19 protein-coding genes are annotated in these 19,743 nt (G+C 67.1%); 13 read left to right on the plus strand and 6 right to left on the minus strand.

All coding sequences use genetic code 11. From position 1 onward, the window contains the following. Nucleotides 1-275 precede the first annotated feature (275 nt). The 5 genes from PSQ40_RS07830 (at nt 276) to PSQ40_RS07850 (ending at nt 5,401) form a co-directional block, all read left to right on the plus strand. Nucleotides 276-1,202 (plus strand): DUF3034 family protein, encoded by a 927-nt coding sequence (locus PSQ40_RS07830; RefSeq protein ID WP_273951149.1) that lies wholly within the window; start codon nt 276-278, stop codon nt 1,200-1,202. 70 nt (nt 1,203-1,272) lie between these two features. Further along, on the plus strand, nt 1,273-1,746 hold the full coding sequence (locus tag PSQ40_RS07835) for a group I truncated hemoglobin (RefSeq protein ID WP_273950348.1): 474 nt from the start codon (nt 1,273-1,275) through the stop codon (nt 1,744-1,746). 14 nt (nt 1,747-1,760) lie between these two features. Beyond that, a complete protein-coding gene (locus PSQ40_RS07840; RefSeq protein WP_273950350.1) occupies nt 1,761-2,507 on the plus strand; it encodes a cupredoxin domain-containing protein in 747 nt (248 codons plus the stop codon). Between the two features lie 196 nt (nt 2,508-2,703). After that, a complete protein-coding gene (locus PSQ40_RS07845) occupies nt 2,704-3,537 on the plus strand; it encodes an enoyl-CoA hydratase-related protein (protein ID WP_273950352.1) in 834 nt (277 codons plus the stop codon). Between the two features lie 304 nt (nt 3,538-3,841). Continuing rightward, a complete protein-coding gene (locus PSQ40_RS07850; RefSeq protein WP_273950353.1) occupies nt 3,842-5,401 on the plus strand; it encodes a methyl-accepting chemotaxis protein in 1,560 nt (519 codons plus the stop codon). 30 nt (nt 5,402-5,431) lie between these two features. On the opposite strand, the gene queF is transcribed toward PSQ40_RS07850, so the two are convergent. The 4 genes from queF to PSQ40_RS07870 all read right to left on the minus strand — a co-directional run bounded on the left by queF (nt 5,432) and on the right by PSQ40_RS07870 (nt 11,344). Then, nucleotides 5,432-6,277 (minus strand): NADPH-dependent 7-cyano-7-deazaguanine reductase QueF, encoded by an 846-nt coding sequence (gene queF / locus PSQ40_RS07855; protein ID WP_273950355.1) that lies wholly within the window; start codon nt 6,275-6,277, stop codon nt 5,432-5,434. A 95-nt stretch (nt 6,278-6,372) separates the two neighbouring features. Further along, complete coding sequence (locus PSQ40_RS07860; RefSeq protein ID WP_273950357.1) at nt 6,373-7,260, minus strand: prolyl hydroxylase family protein; 888 nt, start codon at nt 7,258-7,260, stop codon at nt 6,373-6,375. Nucleotides 7,261-7,343: 83 nt separating this feature from the next. After that, entirely contained in the window at nt 7,344-8,120 is a 777-nt protein-coding gene (gene yaaA, locus PSQ40_RS07865; protein ID WP_273950360.1) for a peroxide stress protein YaaA, read from the minus strand. Between the two features lie 134 nt (nt 8,121-8,254). Beyond that, entirely contained in the window at nt 8,255-11,344 is a 3,090-nt protein-coding gene (locus tag PSQ40_RS07870; RefSeq protein WP_273950362.1) for an Rne/Rng family ribonuclease, read from the minus strand. A gap of 546 nt (nt 11,345-11,890) precedes the next feature. On the opposite strand from PSQ40_RS07870, the gene PSQ40_RS07875 reads away from it, so the two are divergent. Genes PSQ40_RS07875 through PSQ40_RS07890 form a run of 4 tightly spaced genes read left to right on the plus strand, consistent with a single transcriptional unit; the run spans nt 11,891 to nt 15,085 of the window. After that, on the plus strand, nt 11,891-12,937 hold the full coding sequence (locus PSQ40_RS07875; protein WP_337961822.1) for an RluA family pseudouridine synthase: 1,047 nt from the start codon (nt 11,891-11,893) through the stop codon (nt 12,935-12,937). Beyond that, a complete protein-coding gene (locus PSQ40_RS07880) occupies nt 12,934-13,608 on the plus strand; it encodes an HAD family hydrolase (RefSeq protein ID WP_273950364.1) in 675 nt (224 codons plus the stop codon). Before PSQ40_RS07875 ends, PSQ40_RS07880 begins: the two co-directional genes overlap by 4 nt. A 42-nt stretch (nt 13,609-13,650) precedes the next feature. After that, nucleotides 13,651-14,016, plus strand: a complete 366-nt coding sequence (locus PSQ40_RS07885; protein WP_273950366.1) for a Rieske (2Fe-2S) protein — start codon at nt 13,651-13,653, stop codon at nt 14,014-14,016. Between the two features lies 1 nt (nt 14,017). Continuing rightward, on the plus strand, nt 14,018-15,085 hold the full coding sequence (locus tag PSQ40_RS07890) for a S49 family peptidase (protein ID WP_273950367.1): 1,068 nt from the start codon (nt 14,018-14,020) through the stop codon (nt 15,083-15,085). A gap of 27 nt (nt 15,086-15,112) precedes the next feature. Here the strand turns inward: PSQ40_RS07890 and PSQ40_RS07895 are convergent, their stop codons facing one another. Continuing rightward, nucleotides 15,113-15,928: an SAM-dependent methyltransferase gene (locus PSQ40_RS07895; RefSeq protein ID WP_273950369.1), complete on the minus strand. Its 816-nt coding sequence runs from the start codon at nt 15,926-15,928 to the stop codon at nt 15,113-15,115. Next, nucleotides 15,928-16,548: a Maf family protein gene (locus PSQ40_RS07900; protein WP_273950371.1), complete on the minus strand. Its 621-nt coding sequence runs from the start codon at nt 16,546-16,548 to the stop codon at nt 15,928-15,930. Before PSQ40_RS07900 ends, PSQ40_RS07895 begins: the two co-directional genes overlap by 1 nt. A 26-nt stretch (nt 16,549-16,574) precedes the next feature. On the opposite strand from PSQ40_RS07900, the gene PSQ40_RS07905 reads away from it, so the two are divergent. From PSQ40_RS07905 to PSQ40_RS07920, 4 genes are all read left to right on the plus strand, one after another. Then, nucleotides 16,575-17,126 (plus strand): YceD family protein, encoded by a 552-nt coding sequence (locus PSQ40_RS07905; protein ID WP_273950373.1) that lies wholly within the window; start codon nt 16,575-16,577, stop codon nt 17,124-17,126. A gap of 177 nt (nt 17,127-17,303) precedes the next feature. Further along, the gene (gene rpmF / locus PSQ40_RS07910; RefSeq protein ID WP_273950374.1) at nt 17,304-17,486 is read left to right on the plus strand and encodes a 50S ribosomal protein L32; all 183 of its coding nucleotides are present in this window, start codon (nt 17,304-17,306) and stop codon (nt 17,484-17,486) included. A 106-nt stretch (nt 17,487-17,592) separates the two neighbouring features. Further along, nucleotides 17,593-18,648, plus strand: a complete 1,056-nt coding sequence (plsX, locus tag PSQ40_RS07915; RefSeq protein ID WP_273950376.1) for a phosphate acyltransferase PlsX — start codon at nt 17,593-17,595, stop codon at nt 18,646-18,648. Continuing rightward, on the plus strand, nt 18,645-19,622 hold the full coding sequence (locus PSQ40_RS07920; RefSeq protein WP_273950378.1) for a beta-ketoacyl-ACP synthase III: 978 nt from the start codon (nt 18,645-18,647) through the stop codon (nt 19,620-19,622). The genes plsX and PSQ40_RS07920 overlap by 4 nt, the downstream gene beginning before the upstream one ends. The last annotated feature ends 121 nt before the right edge of the window (nt 19,623-19,743 follow it).

Raw genomic sequence — 19,743 nt, forward strand, 5'->3', positions numbered from 1 at the left:
GCCCGGCGGGCTGCTGTGTGCTTTTGGACACAGGGGCTTACCCGGGGACGGTGGGTTCGGCGCCACCAGGGCGTAGCGCCCGAGGCCCGCGATCGGCTTACCCGGGGGCGGTGGGTTCGGCGCGCGTGGGGCGCTGGAGCGCGCGGCTCGCCCCAAATCCCCAAAGCACCATAGGACAAACGGGTATTTGATTGAACTGAGCGGTATGCGGCGTACAAAGGCGAGGGGTCCGCCCCGCCCACCACCGCCCCTTCAGGAGACCTGCGTTGACGTCCATCCGATTGCGTTTGCTGGCGCTGTGCTGCGCCCTGGCTGCCCCAGCCTTCCCGGTCTGGTCGGACACCGGCAAGCTGCCGCTGACCGGGGGCATCAGCACGGTCGAGGGCACTGCCGGTGGCGGCATCACCCCCTGGGCCTTGATCGGCACCCAGGCCACCGAGGACGAACACGGCCTCAGCGTCAGCGCGAGCCGCCTGCGCACCCGCGACTACGGCCTGGACACGCTGGGCCTGGCCTGGGCATGGGACGACCGGCTCGAGTTGTCGGTGGCCCGACAAGACTTTGACGCCTCGCCCGCGGTGGCCCTCAACGGCCTGGGTTTTGCAGTGACGCCCGGTCAGCACATCCGCATGGACGTGCTGGGCGTCAAGTGGCGCGTGGCCGGTGAGGCGCTGCTCGACAGCGACACCCTCCTGCCCCAGGTGGCGGTGGGCGCGCAGTTCAAACGCACCGATGCGGGCAGCCTGCGCCCGGTGCTCGATTTTGTCGGCGCCAAGACCCAGGGCACCGACCTGTATGTGTCGGCCAGCAAGCTGCTGTTGGCGCAGGGGCTGTTGCTCAACGCCACCCTGCGCTACACCAACGCCAACCAGGGCGGGTTGCTGGGCTTCGGGGCGGCGGCCCCGGGGCGGCCGTCGCGCTCCTGGCAACCTGAGGTGTCGGTGGCCTACCTGCTGCGCAAGGACCTGGCCGTGGGCGCCGAGCTGCGCCGCCACCCCAACAACCTCGAGGCCGTGGGTCGGGCCGCGGGCCTGGGCTCGGCCTTGCGCCAGGACACCTGGCGCGATGTGTTCGTGGTCTGGTCGCCGACCCGCCAGTGGACGCTGACCGCGGCCTGCGTGGACCTGGGGCGCGTGGTGCCGGGCGTGACCCGGGACCGGCGCCAGCGGGGGCTGTTCCTCGCGACGAGCTGGTCCTTCTGAGCCCCGGCCCGGTGCGACCAGTGCCTCACTCAGTCACCACCCCTGCCATTCCCCGATTGGAGTTTTCAGCATGAAATCCTGCGTTGTTCTTCTGTGCCTTTGGGGGGGCCTCGGTCTCAGTGCCTGGGCCCAGTCCAGCCCTGCCACCCCACCGACTGCGGCGTTGTCGGCGTCCCCAGCCTCGGCGGACAGCGCGCTTTACCGCAGCCTGGGGGAGAAGGCCGGCATCAGCCGCCTGATGGATGATTTTGTGAACCGGCTGGCCGCAGATCCGCGCCTGAGCGAGGCGTTTCGGGAATCCAACCTGCCCCACCTCAAAGAGCAGCTGACCGAGCAGATCTGCCAGGTGGCTGGCGGGCCCTGTGTTTACCAAGGCGTGGACATGCGCACCGCCCATGAGGACATGAACATTCGCCGCGCCCAGTTCAACGCCCTGGTCGAGGACCTGCAGGCCGCCATGGACGCCCAGGGCATTGCCTTCCGGGTGCAAAATCAGTTGCTGGCGCGGTTGGCGCCGATGCACCGCGAGATCATCGCGCGATGAGGAACTGTCGTTTGATGCAAACCAAGATGTCGATCGCTTTGAGCGGCGCCGGGCCCGTGCGGGCGCGCGCTCGGGCGCCGCAGCGTGGCCCGTCGCGGGCGGGCTGGGGGCCGTCGTGGCGCCTGCTCGGCCTGCTGGCGTTCGCCTGGGGCAACTGGGCGGCCCAGGCCAGCACCTTGCAGGTGCGCGTGGTGGACCGCGAGGGCCAGCCCGTGGCCGACGCGGTGCTCGAGGTCTTGCCCGCACAGGGGCCCGAGTCCCGGCCCGCGGGGGCGGCGGCCAGCCCGGCCCTGGTCGCCCAGGAAAAAATGCAGTTCATCCCGCGCGTCAGCGTGGTGCAGGCGGGCACCCGGCTGCGCTTCACCAACCAGGACCGCTGGGACCACCATGTGCGGGTGCTGCCCGCCAGCCTGAACCGCCTCAGCGAGGGCGGCGGCATGGAGTTTCGCCTCAGTGGCCTGGTGGACGGCCAGGCCCCCAGCAGCCAGGAACGCGCTTTTGACCAGGCCGGCGTCTACGTGCTGGGCTGCCATCTGCACAGCTCGATGCGCGGCCATGTCTATGTGGCCGAGTCGCCGTGGGTCGGCAAGACCGGTGCCGACGGCACCCTGACCCTGCAAGGCCTGCCGATGGGCCCGGCCTCGGTGCGCCTGTGGCAGGCCGACGAGGTGCAGGCCCTGGCGCCGCGCAGTGTGACGCTGGGCACGGCGCCGTTGAGTCTGGACTACCAGCTCAGCGTGGTGCCTCGCCGACGCCGTTGAGCCCGCGGTGCGGGCCCGGCGCCCTGGGGGACTGAGCCGGCCCCATTGGGAGGGCCTGGCCCGGTGTCGGTGCGGGGCGGTGCGGCAGGTCCCGGGTTTGTCGCCTGTTTGCCTGATCGGCGGGACGGAGAGCGCTAAATTGGCTGCCGTACCCCCCAACCCAGAGGCCCCTTTGCGGCCCGATCAGGAGACCCCCATGCACTGCTTCACCCTTAGCCAGACCGATCACGTGGCCCACCTGGTGCTGAACCGGCCCGAGGCCATGAACACCATGAACCCGCAGTTCTGGCGCGAGCTCGACGAACTGCTGGCCCAGCTGCACCGCGAGGGCAGCGCCCGGGCGCTGGTGATCTCCAGCACGGGCAAGCATTTCAGTGCCGGCATGGCGCTGGACACCTTCGGGGGGGCCATCACCATGGACGACCAGAGCCCCGAGGGCCGGGCCGCGATCTTCGACCTGTTGACCGACATGCAGTCCACCTTCAGCCGCCTGGAGTCGCTGCGCATGCCCGTCATCGCGGCCATCCAGGGCGGCTGCGTGGGCGGCGCGGTGGACATGGTGACGGCCTGCTGCATCCGTTACGCCAGTGCCGATGCCTTCTTCTGCATCCAGGAGATCAACATCGGCATGGTGGCCGACGTCGGCACCCTGCAGCGCCTGCCCAAGCTGATCCCGCTGGGCCTGGTCAAGGAACTGGCCTACACCGGACGCCGCCTCGGGGCCGCGCGGGCCCTGGGTTGCGGCCTGGTCAACGAGGTGTTCGACAGCGCCGAGGCCACCTTGGCGGCGGCCTTGCAGTGCGCGCGCGAGATCGCCGCCAAACCCCCGGTGGCCATCTGGGGTAGCAAGCAGGCCATCCACTATGCACGCGACCATTCGGTGGACGACTCGCTGCGCCAGATGGGCTGGTTGCAAGGCGCGATCTGGAGCAATGCGCATGTGGGCGAGGCGGTGCAGGCGCAAAAGCAGAAACGCGCAGGTGACTTCACACCGCTGTCGCCGCTGACCCCGTTCCGCGACTTGGCCTGAGGACGGGTCACCTCCGACTCACCCGCTTGATGCAAGTCAATTTCTGCGTCAAATAGACCCCGCGCGTCCAGTACGGGTGTTACATTTTTAAGCATTAAACAAAGCAGTCGTGCCCCTGCGGCGGGGGCTCAGGCTGTCAGAGTGCGTGGGGCGCTACTGGGGGAAACACCGCCCTGGCGACCGTGCAACTCAGGGGAGGATCGGTGGGAACAGGCACAGGGCCGTGACCCCGCGTCGGGGTGTGTGGGGCCTGGACACCGATTCATTGTGGGCATTCCTGTCAGTGTTGATGGCGAGGTTCAAGATGAGAGTTAATTTGCCGGTCACGCAGCAAGAGTTCCTTTTTCCGGAGGATGAGCTGCTGGTTTCCACCACCGACACCCGGGGCGTGATCACCCACTGCAACCCGGCGTTTGTGCATGTCAGCGGTTTCTCCTACGAGGAGCTGATCGGGCAGCCGCACAACCTGATCCGCCACCCCGACATGCCCGCGGCGGCCTACAAGGACATGTGGGCCACCATCGGTCGCGGGCGCCCCTGGACGGGCCTGGTCAAGAACCGGCGCAAAGACGGCAGCCACTATTGGGTGCAGGCCAATGTCACGCCCATCATGAGCCACGGCAAGCCCTCGGGCTACATGTCGGTGCGCATCAAGCCCAGCCGCGAGGCGGTGCAGCAGGCCGAGGCCCTGTACGCGCAAATGCGGACCGAGGCCGAGCAAGGGCGGGCCACCCTGGTGCTGCACGGCGGCGAAATCCGGCCCACCGGCTGGCGTGGTCTGCTGGCGCGGCTGGGGCGCCTGGACCTGCCTGCGCGCCTGGGGCTGATGCTGCTGTTCATGGGGCTGGCCACGCTGCTGCCGGATGCCCTGGGCCTTGTTGGCGCCACGGCGGTCTGGGCCCGGGCGGCGATCCTGCTGTTGGCGGGGTTGGGCATTGCAGCCTGGTTCCGCTGGCGCATCACCGCCAGCCTGGATGAGGCGGTGCGCTTTGCGGGCGACCTGTCAGGCTGCAACCTCAGCACCTCGGTGCAGGCCGACCACCCCGAGCCCATGGCCTCGCTGATCAAGCGCCTGGTGCAGATCCAGGTCAACCTGCGCGCCGTGGTGGGCGATGTGCGCAACGAAATTGAAGGCTTCACCCAGTCCGCCAGCGAGATTGCGCAGGGGGCCAACGACCTGTCGGCGCGCACCGAGGCCCAGGCCAGCGCGCTGGAGCAGACGGCGGCCTCGATGGAGGAGATCTCCAGCACGGTGCGGCACACCGCCGACACCTCGACCCAGGTGTCGGGCGAGAGCGACCGCAGCATGGAGATGGCCCAAAAAGGCGGTGTCGCGATGCAGCAGGCCGCGCAGGCGATTGGCGCCATCGAACGCTCGTCCGACAAGGTCAGCGAGATCATCGGCGTGATCGAGGGCATCGCGTTCCAGACCAACATCCTGGCGCTCAATGCCGCGGTCGAGGCCGCGCGCGCGGGCGAGCAGGGCCGGGGCTTTGCGGTGGTGGCGTCCGAGGTGCGCGCACTGGCCCAGCGCAGCGCCAATGCGTCCAAGGAGATCCGCGAGTTGATCGTGGGCTCGTCGCAGCAGGTGCATGACGGGGCCCGCCAGGTGCAGGGCGTGGGCCACACGATCGAAGAGGTGGTGAGCTCGGTGGCGCGGGTCGGCGCCCTGGTCAATCAGATCAGTGCCGCGGCGCGCGAGCAGTCGACCGGGCTGTCGCAGATCAACGAGGCGGTGGTCCAGCTCGACAGTGCGACCCAGCAGAACGCAGCCCTGGTCGAACAGTCCGCGGCGGCGGCCCAGTCGCTGAGCAGCAGCGCGCGATCGCTGGAGCGCTCGGTCAGCGTTTTTGTGATGCCCTGATGAGGTGGCCCCCGGTCCGAGGGCCTCACCTCATTGGCGCGCGGTGCGCACGTTGGCGGGCAGCGCCTGCGGGTGGCTGGTGCGGAAGGGGTTGATGTCCAGACCACCGCGCCGCGTGTAGCGCGCGTACACCGACAGCTTGATCGGTTGGCAGCGCGTCCACAGGTCCATGAAGATGCGCTCCACGCATTGCTCGTGGAACTCGTTGTGGTTGCGAAAGCTCACCAGGTAGGCCAGCAGACCGGCCTGGTCGATCTGAGGGCCGCTGTACTGGATCTGCACGCTGCCCCAGTCGGGCTGACCGGTGACCAGGCAGTTGCTCTTGAGCAGTTGGCTGGTCAGGGTTTCGGTGACCGGGGCCTCGCCGGTGGCGGCGCTCAGCAGCGCCGGCGCCGGGGTGTAGTGCTGGCACTCGATGTCCAGTCGGTCGAGGTTGAGGCCGTCGAGTTCGTGCACTGGCTCGCGGTCAAACAGCTCAGGCGACAGCAGCTTGACCCCCACGCTCGAGGGCTGGGCCGCGCCGCGCCAGGCGGCTTCGCTGAGGTCCTGGCGCAGGCGGGCCTGCACCTCGCTGGCGTCGGCGAAGCGGGTGTTGTTGAAGCTGTTCAGGTAGAGCTTGAAAGACTTGCTCTCGATGATGTTCGGGCTCTCGCACGGCACCGTGATGTGGGCCAGGGCCACCTGCGGCTTGCCGCGTGGGTTGAGCCACGACAGTTCAAACGCGGTCCACAGGTCGGCACCAAAAAAGGGCGGCGTGCCGGTGACACCGATTTCGGCGCGCTTGCCCAGGCGCGGGATCGGGAACAGCAGGCTGGCGTCGTACTGGTCGACATAGGCCGAGGCCTTGCCGAGCTGGGATTGTTCTGGGGTGTTCATGAGAAGGGATGGTGGGCTGTGGGGGGGGCGGCCTCAGGGGCCGCTGGGGCAGGGGCGTTGTGGCGCCTGGGGCGCCGGTGGCGGCGTCGGCAGGCTCAGTGAAATTCACCTTCCCGCAGCCACTTGGTGGCCACCCACTTCTCGCCCTTGAGCACCGGGGCCCCGCCATGCAGGGTCCGGCTCGACGGGTGGGCTTGCGCGTAGCTGAAGAAGACCGCATTGCCGCGGCGCGGGCCGACCTCCAGTTGCAGGTCGGGGAAGGTGGTGCCGCCGCCTTGTTCGGGGTCGTTGAGGTACATCACCAGGGTGCCGACGCGCTGACCTCCGCGCTTCAGGATGGTCGGCGTGCCGGGCTCGTGCGGGTCGAAGTAGTCGTAGTGCGGCTTGTACTCGGCGCCTGGGCCGTAGTGCAGCACCTGCAGCCCTTCCCCGTGCAGGACGGGCCAGTTCAGCAGGCGGGCGATGCGCTGCTCGATGCGCCGGATCAGCTCGCTTTCGCCGCGGCTGAAGAACATGCCGTCGCTGGTGCGGTCGACGCTGACCTCTTCACCGCCGGTCTGGGTCATCACGGTGCGCGAGCGCGCCAGGCGCGGCTCGGCGGCGGCGATCAGGGCCTCGCACTCCTCGGCGCTGAGCAGGTCGCCAAACACCACCAGCCTGGGGTGTTGGACCTGCATCAAGACGGCCACCTGGCGGTCGCCCGCGTCCAGGTACAGCGGCGAACCCTCGAGCTCGGGGCCCGGCAGGGGCTGCTGGGGCGGCACGCGGGTCGCCACCGCCTGGTGGCTGGCGAGGTCGAGCTGCTGGTTCAGGGTCTGCTCGAGCGCCAGCAGGGCCACCGCCTCGTCCCAGCCGGCCGCCTGCATGGCCTGCAGCACGCTGGCCGGGCCGTGACCGGCCTCACTCTGCTCGGTGATCCAGCGGGTCAGCTCGGGGGTGATGGATTGCTGCAAGCGCGACGAGGGGTGGGCGGCGTTCGTCATGGCAAGGTCAGGAACAGTGAGGCTGTCAATGCTAAGCGCAGTCGTGCCCTGGGTGAACAAAGCGGGGGGGCGCTGGGCCAGGCTCACGCCTGCCGGCGTCGGAACACCAGCCGATCGGGTTCGCTGCTGGCGGGCACGAAGGCGTAGCCCTCCAGTGCAAAACCTTCCAGTTGCTGGGGCAGGTTCACGCGTTGGGTGATGGCGTAGCGGGCCATCAGGCCTCGGGCGCGCTTGGCATGAAAGCTGATGATCTTGTATTGGCCGCCCTTCCAGTCCTCGAACACGCATTCGATCACGCGCGCCTTGAGCACCTTGCGCTGCACCGACTTGAAATACTCCTGCGACGCCAGGTTGACGATCACCGGCGTCACGTCGGCTTGCAGGCGTTGGTTCAGGTGCTCGGCGATGCGCGCGCCCCAGAACTGGTAGAGGTCCTTGCCTGCCGGCGTGGCCAGTCGGGTGCCCATTTCAAGGCGGTAGGGCTGCAGGGCATCAAGCGGCCGCAGCACGCCGTACAGGCCGCTGAGGATGGCCAGGTGTTGCTGGGCCCACTGCAGCGCCTCGGGCGACAGGCTGTGGGCTTGCAGGCCCTCGTAGACATCACCGTTGAAGGCCAGCACGGCCGGGCGGGCGTTGTTGGGGGTGTGGCGTGGCGACCAGGCCTCGTAGCGCGCCACATTGAGCGCGGCCAGCTTGTCGCTGAGGCTCATGAGGCTGGCGATGTCCTGCGGTGACTGTTGGCGCAGTACCTCGATGAGCTGCTGCGACTGGTCGGTGAACAGGGGCTGCGAGGGCTGAAGGCCGGCCGGCAGCGGCGATTCGTAGTCCAGGGACTTGGCGGGGGAGAGCAGGAACAACATGGGACTTTTCAGAAGGGCTCGGGTCAGGACGGCATTGTGCCCAGATCGCGAAGACCCCAGGGCGACCCGCGGCAAAGCGGGTGGGGCAAAAAAAATCGCCTCCGAGGAGGCGATTTTCATCGGGCCGAGGCCGATCAGGTGTTCTGCTCGAAGGGCAGCTTCAGTTCGCTCAGGTCACGGCGGGTCTCCACCAGCACCAGCGGGCCTTCTTCGATCACCACCACGGGCGGGCGCTCGCGCGGCACATGCACCGGCTTGGGCTCGGCGGCGATGGCGGCTTGCACGGCCGCCACCTTGTCGGCGTCCGAATTGACCCACTGCAGACCCGAGGATTCGGCGATTTGTTGCAGTTCAGCCATCGGCAGCTCAAAGGCGGTCACCTTGGGCAGAGCCTCGGCCACGGCCGGCGCGGCGGCCGGGGCCACGGGCGCCGCGACGGCGGGGGCTTCGGCCGGTGCCGGCGCAGCCACTGGGGCGGCGGCCACCGGGCTCACCGGCGCTTCGCTCGGGGCGGCCTGCACGGCATTCACCAGGGCTTCTGCCACCGGCGCAGCCGCCAGCGGGGCGTCGGCGTTCAGGGCCTGGGCGTTGTCGCCAGCACCGGGTTCGCGCGGGGCGCGCTCGCCGTTGTTGCGTTCGCGGCGGTCACGGCCGTAGCGGTCACGCGAACGGCGCTCGCGGCGCTGTTCGTCGCCTTCGGCGCCGGCCGGGCGTTGGGCGGCCTGGCCGTCAGCGTCTGGCAGCGGGGCTTGGCCTGCATCGACCTGGGCCGCTGCCGGGCGCTCGTCACCCTGGGCGGCAACCGGTGCCGCTTGGCCTTCGGCGGCGCCGTCCACCGGGCGCGGGCCACGGTCTTGGCGCGGGCCACGTTCACGGCGACCCCCTTCGGTGCGCTCGCCGCGCTCACCACGTTCGCGGCGCGGGCCGCGTTCGGGGCGGGTTTCTGCCACCGGGTTGCCCGCCTCGTCCAGCGTCACTGGGGGCGGCAGGGTTTCGGCGTTCGCCTGGGTCGCATCGAATGCGGCGCGTTGCTCGATCGGGGCGCCGTTGTCCGGGCGTTCCTGACGCGGACCGCGTTCGCCGCGCTCACGGCGACCGCCTTCGGGGCGCTCACCGCGCTCGGCACGCTCACCCCGGCCGTCACGGCGGGCTTCGCCTTCGGGGCGCTCGCTGCGCGGCGGGCGGGTGTCACCGGCTTCGCGCGGGGCGCGTGCTTCGCCGCGCTCGGTGCGTTCACCACGTTCAGGGCGGTCACCACGGCCTTCGCCACGGCGGCCATTGCGGCCTTCGCCACGCTCGCCGCGTTCACCGTTGCGACCTTCACCGCGGCCTTCGCCACGGCGGTTGTTGCGGCCTTCGCCACGCTCACCGCGCTCGCCCGGGCGGCCTTCGCGCTTGTCTTCCTTCTTGACTTCGGTCACCACCGGCGCCACGGGCGCGGGTTCGGCGGCCTTGACGCCAAACAGGCCCTTGAGCCAGCCAAAGAAGCCGGTGTCGGCCGGTGCCGCAGGGGCGGCGACCGGGGCGGGCGCAGCAGCGGCCGGGCTGGCCTTGTCCGCGCCACGGCCACGACCGACGGTCGAGGCTGCGCCTTCGGGCTTGGGCACGGCTTGCGGCGCCGGCGCGTCGGGCAGCACGCCCTTGATCACCGGGGTTTGCTTGTTGGTGGGTTCTTGCGAGCGACGTGTCACGGTGGTGGCGTCGTCGACCACTTCGGCCATCTTGTAGCTGGCTTCAATGTGGTCCAGGCGCGGGTCGTCGTGCTTCAGACGTTCCAGCTTGTAGTGCGGGGTTTCCAGCGCCTTGTTGGGCACCAGCAGCACGCTGAGGCGTTGCTTGACTTCGATCTTGGCGATCTCGGTGCGCTTTTCATTGAGCAGGAAGGAGGCCACTTCGACCGGCACTTGCACGTGCACGGCGGCGGTGTTGTCCTTCATGGACTCTTCCTGGATGATGCGCAGGATCTGCAGTGCCGAGCTTTCGGTGTCGCGGATGTGGCCCGCACCGCCGCAACGCGGGCAGGGGATGGACGAGCCTTCCGACAGCGCCGGCTTCAGGCGCTGGCGGCTCATTTCCATCAGGCCGAATTTGCTGATGGTGCCAAACTGCACGCGGGCGCGGTCTTGGCGCAGCGCGTCGCGCAGGCGGTTCTCCACTTCGCGGCGGTTCTTCGACTCTTCCATGTCGATGAAGTCGATCACGATCAGGCCGCCCAGGTCACGCAGGCGCATCTGGCGGGCCACTTCGTCAGCCGCTTCGAGGTTGGTGCGGGTGGCGGTTTCCTCGATGTCACCGCCCTTGATGGCGCGGGCCGAGTTGACGTCCACGCTGACCAGCGCTTCGGTGTGGTCGATCACGATGGCGCCGCCCGAGGGCAGGGTCACGGTGCGGGCGTAGGCCGATTCGATCTGGTGTTCGATCTGGAAGCGGCTGAACAGCGGCGCGTCGTCGCGGTAGCGCTTCACGCGCGCGGCGTGCTCCGGCATGACGTGGGCCATGAACTGCTGCGCCTGTTCATAGATGTCGTCGGTGTCGATCAGGATGTCGCCGATGTCGTGGTTGAAGTAGTCACGGATCGCGCGGATCACCAGGCTCGATTCCTGGTAGATCAGGTAGGCGCCCTTGCCGCCCTTGGCCGCGCCGTCGATGGCGTTCCAGAGCTTGAGCAGGTAGTTCAGGTCCCATTGCAGTTCCGGGGCCGAGCGGCCAATGCCGGCGGTGCGGGCGATGATGGACATGCCGTTGGGGTATTCCAACTGGTCCATGGCTTCTTTGAGTTCGGCCCGGTCTTCGCCCTCGATGCGGCGCGACACGCCACCCCCCCGCGGGTTGTTGGGCATCAGCACGACGTAGCGGCCTGCCAGGCTGACGAAGGTGGTCAGGGCCGCGCCCTTGTTGCCACGTTCTTCTTTTTCGACCTGGACCAGCAGTTCCTGGCCCTCACGGATCACATCGTTGATGCGGGCCTGGCTCGGCGACACGCCGGGCGCGAAGTACTGGCGCGAAATTTCTTTGAAAGGCAGAAAGCCGTGGCGGTCTTCGCCGTAGTCCACAAAACAGGCTTCGAGGCTGGGCTCGACGCGGGTCACGACGGCCTTGTAGATGTTGCCCTTGCGCTGTTCGCGACCTTCAATTTCGATCTCGTAGTCGAGCAGCTTCTGCCCGTCCACGATGGCCAAACGGCGTTCTTCTGCCTGGGTGGCATTGATCAGCATCCGTTTCATGATGCGTGTCCTTCCTGGACCCTCAGGTCCATGCAATCGTCAAATCTTCAACAGGCCCGAAATGAGCCAACGATGCCGGAACAGACGCTTTGAAACGAAGGGAATTGCCAAAGTAGCCGCAACACCACCGAGCCTTGGGCTCAGGTGTCGGGCGGGGGCGCGTGGATGGGGGCGAGGGAGAGGGGTTGCCGTGTGGCCGCAAAGGGTGCGGCGTCAGGTGCCCGGTAGGCGGGCACCATGGGTGATTCCATGCCATGCGACCGTGGCTCTAGCCACTGCAAGCAGGTATGAATCAGCGCCATCAGCACAATATGTCTCGCTTTGATCCGCCCGAGGCCCAGCTGACAGTCATCAGCAGGCCCTCAGGCATGGGTATTCCGTATCGGTGTTTCAAAGTGCCGGCCCATCTGGGATTGGGGCACCGTCATCACGCCCTGTGGTGCGTGATCTACTTGCCACAAGCCAGTCGGCATCGACCTTGCCAGCGCTGCGGAGGTGGGACTGGACTAAACTCCAGACGAATCAACCAGTTACAGCAAAGCGCTAGTGAAACACATTATAGAGGGCAAAGTTGGACCCCAAGTCCAGCCCGCAGCGGTCTCGGCCAGCCTGGTCGAAGTGGACGAAGAGTCGGCCGGACAGCGCTTGGACAACTTTCTGATCCGCCAACTCAAAGGCGTGCCCAAGACCCATGTTTACCGCATCATCCGCAGCGGCGAGGTGCGGGTGAACAAAGGCCGGGCGTCGGCAGACACCCGGGTGAAAGCGGGGGATCTGGTGCGTTTGCCGCCCGTGCGTCAATCTGAGCGCGCCGCCGAGAAGGAGGCTTCGCCCGCCCCGGCGCGCGAATTCCCGGTTTTGTACGAAGACGACCACGTGCTGGCCATCGCCAAGCCGGCTGGCGTGGCCGTGCATGGTGGCAGCGGGGTGAGCTTTGGCGTCATCGAGCAGCTGCGCCAGGCGCGCCCCCAGGCCAAGTTTTTGGAGCTGGTGCACCGCCTGGACCGGGAAACCTCCGGCATCTTGCTGCTGGCCAAGAAGCGCTCTGCTTTGGTGCATTTGCAAGACCAGTTCCGCGAGCGCGAAACCGGCAAGACCTACCTCGCCTTGGCGGGGGGCAGCTGGCCGGGCAACAAGAAGGTCATTGATTCGGCCTTGCAGAAATACCTGCTGCCCGACGGCGAACGGCGCGTGCGCGTAGTGGAAAAAGACCACCCCGACGCCATGCGCGCCGTGACCTTGGTCAAGGTGCAATCGCGATCGGCGCCCGTGCAGCTGGCTGGGTTGCCGGTGTTTTCGCTGTTGGAGGTGACCATCAAGACGGGCCGCACCCACCAGATCCGGGTGCATCTGGCCTCCAGCGGTCACGCCATCGCCGGCGATGACAAGTATGGTGACTTCGAGCTGAACCGGCGCCTGCAGAAGCAGGGGCTCAAGCGCATGTTCTTGCACGCGTGGCGTTTGCAGTTCAATCACCCGGTCAGTGCCGAGCGCATCAGCCTGGAAGAACCGTTGCCGCCGGAGTTGCAGCAGTTTGTCGACCAACTTCCGCCCTCCGGGGCGCCCACCACCCCGTCTGCCGCCCAACCATGACCCTCTCTGCCCCGCGTGCCCGCCAGTTTGACCTGATCGCCTTCGACTGGGATGGCACTTTGTTTGATTCGACCCAGATCATCGTGCGCTGCATCCAGGCGGCGGTGGTCGATGTGGGGGGGCAACGGCCCTCGGACGAGGCGGCGGCCTACGTCATCGGCATGGCCTTGATGCAGGCGCTGGCCCATGCGGCGCCCGATGTGCCGCCTGAAAAATACCCTGAACTGGGCCGCCGTTACCGCTACCACTACGCCAAGCACCAGGACGACATCGCCCTGTTCGAGGGCGTGCTGCCCCTGCTGCAGCAACTGCGGGAGCGCCAGCACCTGATCACCGTGGCCACCGGCAAGAGCCGGCGCGGCCTCGACGAGGCGCTGCACTCGGTGGCGTTGCGCGGGGTGTTCGACGGTTCGCGCACCGCTGATGAAACCGCGGGCAAGCCCGATCCGCGCATGTTGCACGAGCTGATGGCCGAGTTCGATGTGGCGCCAGAGCGCACCTTGATGATTGGCGACACCACCCACGACCTGCAGATGGCGGTGAACGCGGGTTGCGCCAGCGTCGGGGTCACTTATGGTGCCCACGAGCCCGCTGCTTTCCATGCGCTCAAGCCCCTGCACATCGCCCATTCGGTGGCCGATTTGCGCGACTGGCTGTTGCAAAACGCCTGAGCAAGCGCTTTGGGCACCTTGATTTGACCAGGAGGGTCCGGGATGAGTGAGCTGATTCCGTTGTGCAACAGCAACGATCTGACGTCGTCTGGCCAGGCGGTACCGTTTGACGTGGTGTACGCCGGTCAGACCTGCCGCGCCTTTGCCATTCGCTATGAGGGGCAGGTGCACGCCTACCTGAACCGCTGCACCCATGTGGCCATGGAGATGGACTACCAGCCCAACCGCTTCTTTGACGACACGGGGCAGTGGTTGCTGTGCGCCACCCATGGCGCCGCTTACGCGCCCGACAGTGGCGCGTGTCGGGGTGGGCCCTGCCGCGGTGGCCTGATCCGCATTGAGTTGTCCGAGCGTGACGGCGTGGTCCACTGGCATACTGCCTACAACCTGCACCCAGTTGAATTTTGAGATGACGGATCCCACCAAGCCAGAACCCACCGACGCCCCCGGCTCGTTCGCTGCGCCCGCCGATGCCTCCGCTCCGGTGCGTGAGCCCGCGGCGCCTGCCGCGAGCCCGGCACCGGCACCGGCCACCCCGGCGGCGGCCCTGCCGCCCGGTTGGGAGCGTGCGACGCTCGAGAAGCTGGCCTTTGCGTCCCTGCGCGAGCAGCAGGCGGCGCGCCGCTGGCGCAACTTCTTCCGCCTGGCCTGGTTGGCGGTCTTGCTGGTCGGTGGCTGGCTGGCCTTCAGCCGCACCGCGCCGGTGACCGACAAGAGCACGCCCCACACCGCCGTGGTGGAGATCAAGGGCGAGATCGCCGCGGGCGCCGACGCCGGGGCCGAATTCGTGGTGGCGGCCATGCGCAGTGCTTTCGAGGACGAGGGCGCTCAGGCGGTGGTCCTGCTGATCAACTCGCCGGGCGGCAGTCCGGTGCAGGCGGGCATCATCAACGACGAGATCCGCCGCCTCAAGGAAAAGCACAACAAGCCGGTCTACGCGGTGGTCGAAGAGTCCTGCGCCTCGGCGGCCTACTACATCGCCGCGGGTGCGGACCAGATCTTCGTCGACAAGGCCAGCATCGTCGGCAGCATTGGCGTGCTGATGGACGGATTTGGCTTCACGGGTCTGATGGACAAGGTGGGCGTTGAGCGCCGCTTGCTCACGGCGGGCGAGAACAAGGGCTTCCTCGACCCCTTCAGCCCGCAGACCGAAAAGCAGCGTGTGTTTGCGCAGGCCATGCTGGATCAGATCCACAAGCAGTTCATTGCGGTGGTCAAGGCTGGCCGTGGCAGCCGCCTCAAGGAAACGCCCGAGACCTTCAGCGGCTTGTTCTGGACCGGCGAGCAGGCGGTGGAGATGGGCCTGGCCGACCAGCTGGGCAACCTCGACTTTGTCGCCCGCGAGGTGGTCAAGGCCGAAGACCTGGTGGACTACACCCGCCGCGACAACGTGGCCGAACGCCTGGCCAAGCGCTTTGGTGCCGCCTTTGGCGAGGGCGCGGTGCGCGCCCTCAAGTCGGTGCCGGCACTGCGCTGAGCGCAGTGCCTCGGCCCCTCCGGGGCCTCAGCGCCCGATGCTGAACACCGCCGGGGTGTCCGCCGGGGGGAAGGCGCTCTTGTCCTTGCCCGCGGCTTTGCCCTGATGGGCTTGCTGGCGCCAGTTTTTCACCAGATCGCTGCGGTTGCGGCCTGAGGCCAGCGTCAGCCCCAGGCTGATCGCCAGCCGCGTGTTGGGCTGCAGGGTCTGCACCAGGGCCTGCCACAGCGCGGGGTTGCGGTAGGGGGTCTCGATGAAGATCTGGGTTTGTCCGGTGCGCAAGGCAAAAGACTCCAGTTCCTTGAGGCGCTGGCTGCGCTCGCCGGCATCCTGCGGCAGGTAGCCGACAAAGGCGAAGTTCTGGCCATTCAAGCCGCTGGCCGCCAGGGCCAGCAGCAGCGACACCGGGCCCGTCAGGGGGATGACTTCCAGCCCCAGGTCGTGGGCGGCGCGCACCACCGACGAACCCGGGTCGGCCACCGCGGGCATGCCGGCTTCGCTGATCAGCCCCATGTCATGGCCGGCCAGGGCCGGGGCCAGCAGGGGGCGGGCGTCAAACTGACCGGCTTCGTGGTCGCCTTTCTTGTGCACATGGCGCGGCAGTTCCTGCAGCGATTGCTCTTGCAGCGGGGCCACCAGGGGGTGGTGCTCGCCGATGCGCTTGAGGTAGGCGCGGGCGCTTTTGGCGTTCTCGCACACCCAGTGGCGCAGGCCGGCCGCCGTTTGCAGGGTGTGGGTCGGGATCACATCGGTCACTGGGGCCTGCTCGGGGCAGCCAAAGTCCAGTGGGGCAGGGACCAGGTACAGGCGGCCCTTGGGGGCCTGGGCTTGAGGGGTGTTCATCAGAGCAATCGGAGGCCGGCGGCCTGCAGCAGGCTGCAGGTGCGGATCAGGGGAAGTCCCACCAGGGCGGTGGGGTCGTCGTTTTCGATGGCGCTCAGCAGGGCGATGCCCAGGCCTTCGCTTTTTGCGCTGCCGGCGCAGTCGTAAGGTTGCTCGGTGCGCAGGTAGTGTTCGATCTCGGCGTCGCTGAGGTCGCGGAACTTCACTTTCACCTGGGCCAGTTCGGTTTGGGCAAAGCCGCTGTCCTGGCACACCACGGCCACCGCGGTCTGGAACACCACCGTCTGGCCTCGCATGCGGCGCAACTGGGTCACGGCGCGTTCGTGGTTGCCGGGCTTGCCCAGCGGTTCACCCGCCAGGTCGGCCACCTGGTCGGAGCCAATCACCACGGCCTGCGGAAACTGGCGCGCCACGGCCTGGGCCTTGGCCAGGGCCAGGCGCTGGGCCAGGTCGATGGGCGCTTCGCCAGGCAGCGGCGTTTCATCGACGTCCGGGGACGCCACTTCAAAGGGCAGGTTCAGGCGTTGCAGCAGTTCGCGGCGGTAGCGCGAGGTGGAGCCCAGCACCAGGGGGCGCTGGGCGGGCGTCGAGGGGGAGGGCGTGGGCGCACTTGGGTTCATGCGGGCGATTCTCTTACACTGCGCGCATGAAGAAAGAGTATTCCCTGGAACGCTTGGACCTGAAGGCTTTGGCCCAGGCCGGCGATGAGCTGTCTGGTCAGGCCCCGGTCGGCCAGTTTCAGCGCCTGGTTGAAGAGTCCGCACCGGGCACCCCGCTGACGCACGAGGTGCGTTGGAGCGCCCAGGGCGAGACCCGCCCCGTGACCGGCGGCGCCGATCAAATCTGGTTGCACCTGCAGGCCGAAGCCACCTTGAGCCAGGTGTGCCAACGCTGCCTGGGGCCGGTGGACACCGGGCTGTGGGTGGACCGTTCGTTCCGCTTCGTCAAGGACGAGGCCATGGCCGAAGCCGAGGACGATGAGTCCGAAGAAGATGTGCTGGCCCTGAGCAAAGAGTTCAACCTGCTCGAGCTGATCGAGGACGAGTTGCTGATGGAGCTGCCCGTGGTGCCGCGCCATGACATCTGCCCCGAAGAGGTGCCGATGGTGGTGGAGGACGAAGACTACAAGGCCGCCGAGGCCGAAAAACCCAATCCCTTTGCCGCCTTGGCCAAGCTCAAAAAAGGGGGGCTGGGCTAAAGCCCGGTCTTGGGATATAATCTAAGGCTTCGCGCGAATTCCTAGGCGTCTTTTTGATCTGGTTGCCGCGCTGATTGAGTTGAATTTCATCGATTTCGCACTCACTGAGTTGCTTGTGCTGGGATGCAGAGTCCCTGTGCAGGTTCATGTAACAACCCTTAAGTCCAGGAGCCTGACATGGCTGTCCAGCAAAACAAAAAGTCCCCTTCCAAGCGCGGTATGCACCGCTCGCACAATGCCCTGAACGTGCCGGGCATCGCTGTGGAAGCCACCACCGGTGAAATCCACCTGCGTCACCACATCAGCCCGAACGGCTTCTACCGTGGTCGTCAGGTGCTGAAGAACAAGTCCGAAGCCTGATCTGCTTCCGGAGCCATCAAAGCCCGATGCTACCTTTCAGTAGCGCGGGCTTTTCTTTTGTTGGCGCCCCATTTTGAGACCGTGCAAGCGGTTGATTGAGCTCTGAATGATCACACTGGCTGTTGATTGCATGGGGGGCGACCACGGTCCCCGTGTCACGCTGGCTGCTTGCCGGCATTTTCTGGATCAGCACGCGGACGCCCGCCTGCTGTTGGTGGGCAAGCCCGAAGCCATGGGTGGCTGGACCCACGAGCGCGCGGAAATCCTGCCGGCCACCGAGGTGGTGGGCATGGATGACACCGTCGAGGTGGCGCTGCGCAAGAAAAAAGACTCCTCGATGCGAGTAGCCATTCAGCAGGTCAAGGATGGCCGCGCCGAGGCAGCGGTCTCGGCGGGCAACACCGGTGCCCTGATGGCGATTGCGCGCTACCTGCTCAAAACCCTGGACGGCATCGATCGCCCGGCCATCGCGGCGCTGATGCCAAACGGCAAGGGGCAGGCCACCACCGTGCTGGACCTGGGGGCCAATGTCGACTGCACGGCCGAACATTTGCTGCAGTTCGCGGTCATGGGTTCGGCCCTGGTGTCGGTGCTCAAGAACAACGACACCCCGTCGGTTGGTTTGCTCAACATCGGCGAAGAAGTCATCAAGGGCAACGACGTCATCAAGCGGGCGGGCGAGCTGCTGCGTTCGGCCGGGCAGTCGGGTGACCTCAACTTTTATGGCAACGTCGAAGGCAATGACATCTTCAAGGGCACGACCGAGATCGTGGTCTGTGATGGCTTTGTCGGCAATGTGGCCCTGAAGGCCACCGAAGGGTTGGCCTTCATGATCGTGGGTTTCCTGCGGGAAGAGTTCTCGCGGAGCATCTTCACGAAAATCGCCGCTATTTGCGCATATCCGGTTTTATCGTCCCTCAAAAAGCGAATGGACTACCGTCGCTACAACGGCGCAGCCTTGCTGGGCCTGCGCGGACTGGTGTTCAAGAGCCACGGTTCGGCCGACGAGTTCGCTTTCGAGCAGGCTTTGAACCGGGCGTATGATGCGGCTCGGAACAACCTGCTCGACCGTGTGAAGGTCCGCATTGCCCGCGCTGCCCCGCTGTTGGTGCCTGCGTCGGGTGAACCGGACGCCAGCACGGCGGGCACCCCAGCACCATGAGACGTTATTCGCGCATTGCCGGCACCGGCAGTTACCTGCCTCCGCGCAGACTCACCAACGCTGACCTGGCCGCTGAGTTGGCCACGCAGGGCGTTGAAACCTCAGACGAGTGGATTGTGGAGCGCACGGGCATCCGGGCGCGTCACTTCGCTGCGCCCGAGGTGGGCAGCAGCGACCTGGCCTTGCAGGCCGCACAGCGGGCCCTTGAGGCCGCAGGTCTTGAGGCCTCGCAAATCGACCTGATCATCGTCGCCACCTCGACGCCGGACATGGTTTTTCCGTCAACGGCTTGCATCTTGCAACATAAGCTTGGCAACGCGGGGGCTGCGGCCTTTGATGTGCAGGCGGTTTGCAGCGGTTTTGTGTACGCGCTGACGGTGGCCGACGCCATGATCCAGAGCGGTGCGGCGACGCGCGCCCTGGTGGTGGGGGCCGAGGTTTTCTCGCGCCTGCTCGATTTCAAGGACCGCACCACCTGCGTCTTGTTCGGTGACGGCGCGGGCGCGGTGGTGCTCGAAGCCTCGGACCAGCCGGGCATCCTGGCCACCGACCTGCACGCCGACGGCAAGCATGTGGGCATCTTGTGCGTGCCGGGCCATGTCTCGGGCGGCAACGTCCTCGGTGACCCGCTGCTCAAGATGGACGGCCAGGCCGTGTTCAAACTGGCGGTGGGCGTGCTCGAAGAAGCCGCCCGTGCCACCTTGGCCAAGGCTGGCAAGACCGATGCGGACATCGATTGGCTGATTCCGCATCAGGCCAACATCCGCATCATGCAGAGCACGGCGCGCAAGCTCAAGCTGTCCATGGACAAGGTCGTCGTCACCGTCGACCAGCATGGCAACACCTCGGCCGCCTCGATCCCGCTGGCCTTGGATTCGGCCGTGCGTTCGGGTCGCATCCACCGGGGCCAGACCCTGATGCTCGAAGGCGTCGGCGGCGGTTTCACCTGGGGTGCGGTGCTGGTGCAGTACTGACGACTGAGGGCGCGGGCCCGGCACGGGGCCGCGCTTTGGTGGGCGACGCTGGCAGCGACTGCCTCACCTGGCTGCGATCGAGCGGCAGGTGCCGGCAGGGCAAGGCTGAGTGGCGCGCCTG

It is taken from the genome of Curvibacter cyanobacteriorum (assembly GCF_028649475.1).
Classification (GTDB): Bacteria; Pseudomonadota; Gammaproteobacteria; order Burkholderiales; family Burkholderiaceae_C; genus Curvibacter; species Curvibacter cyanobacteriorum.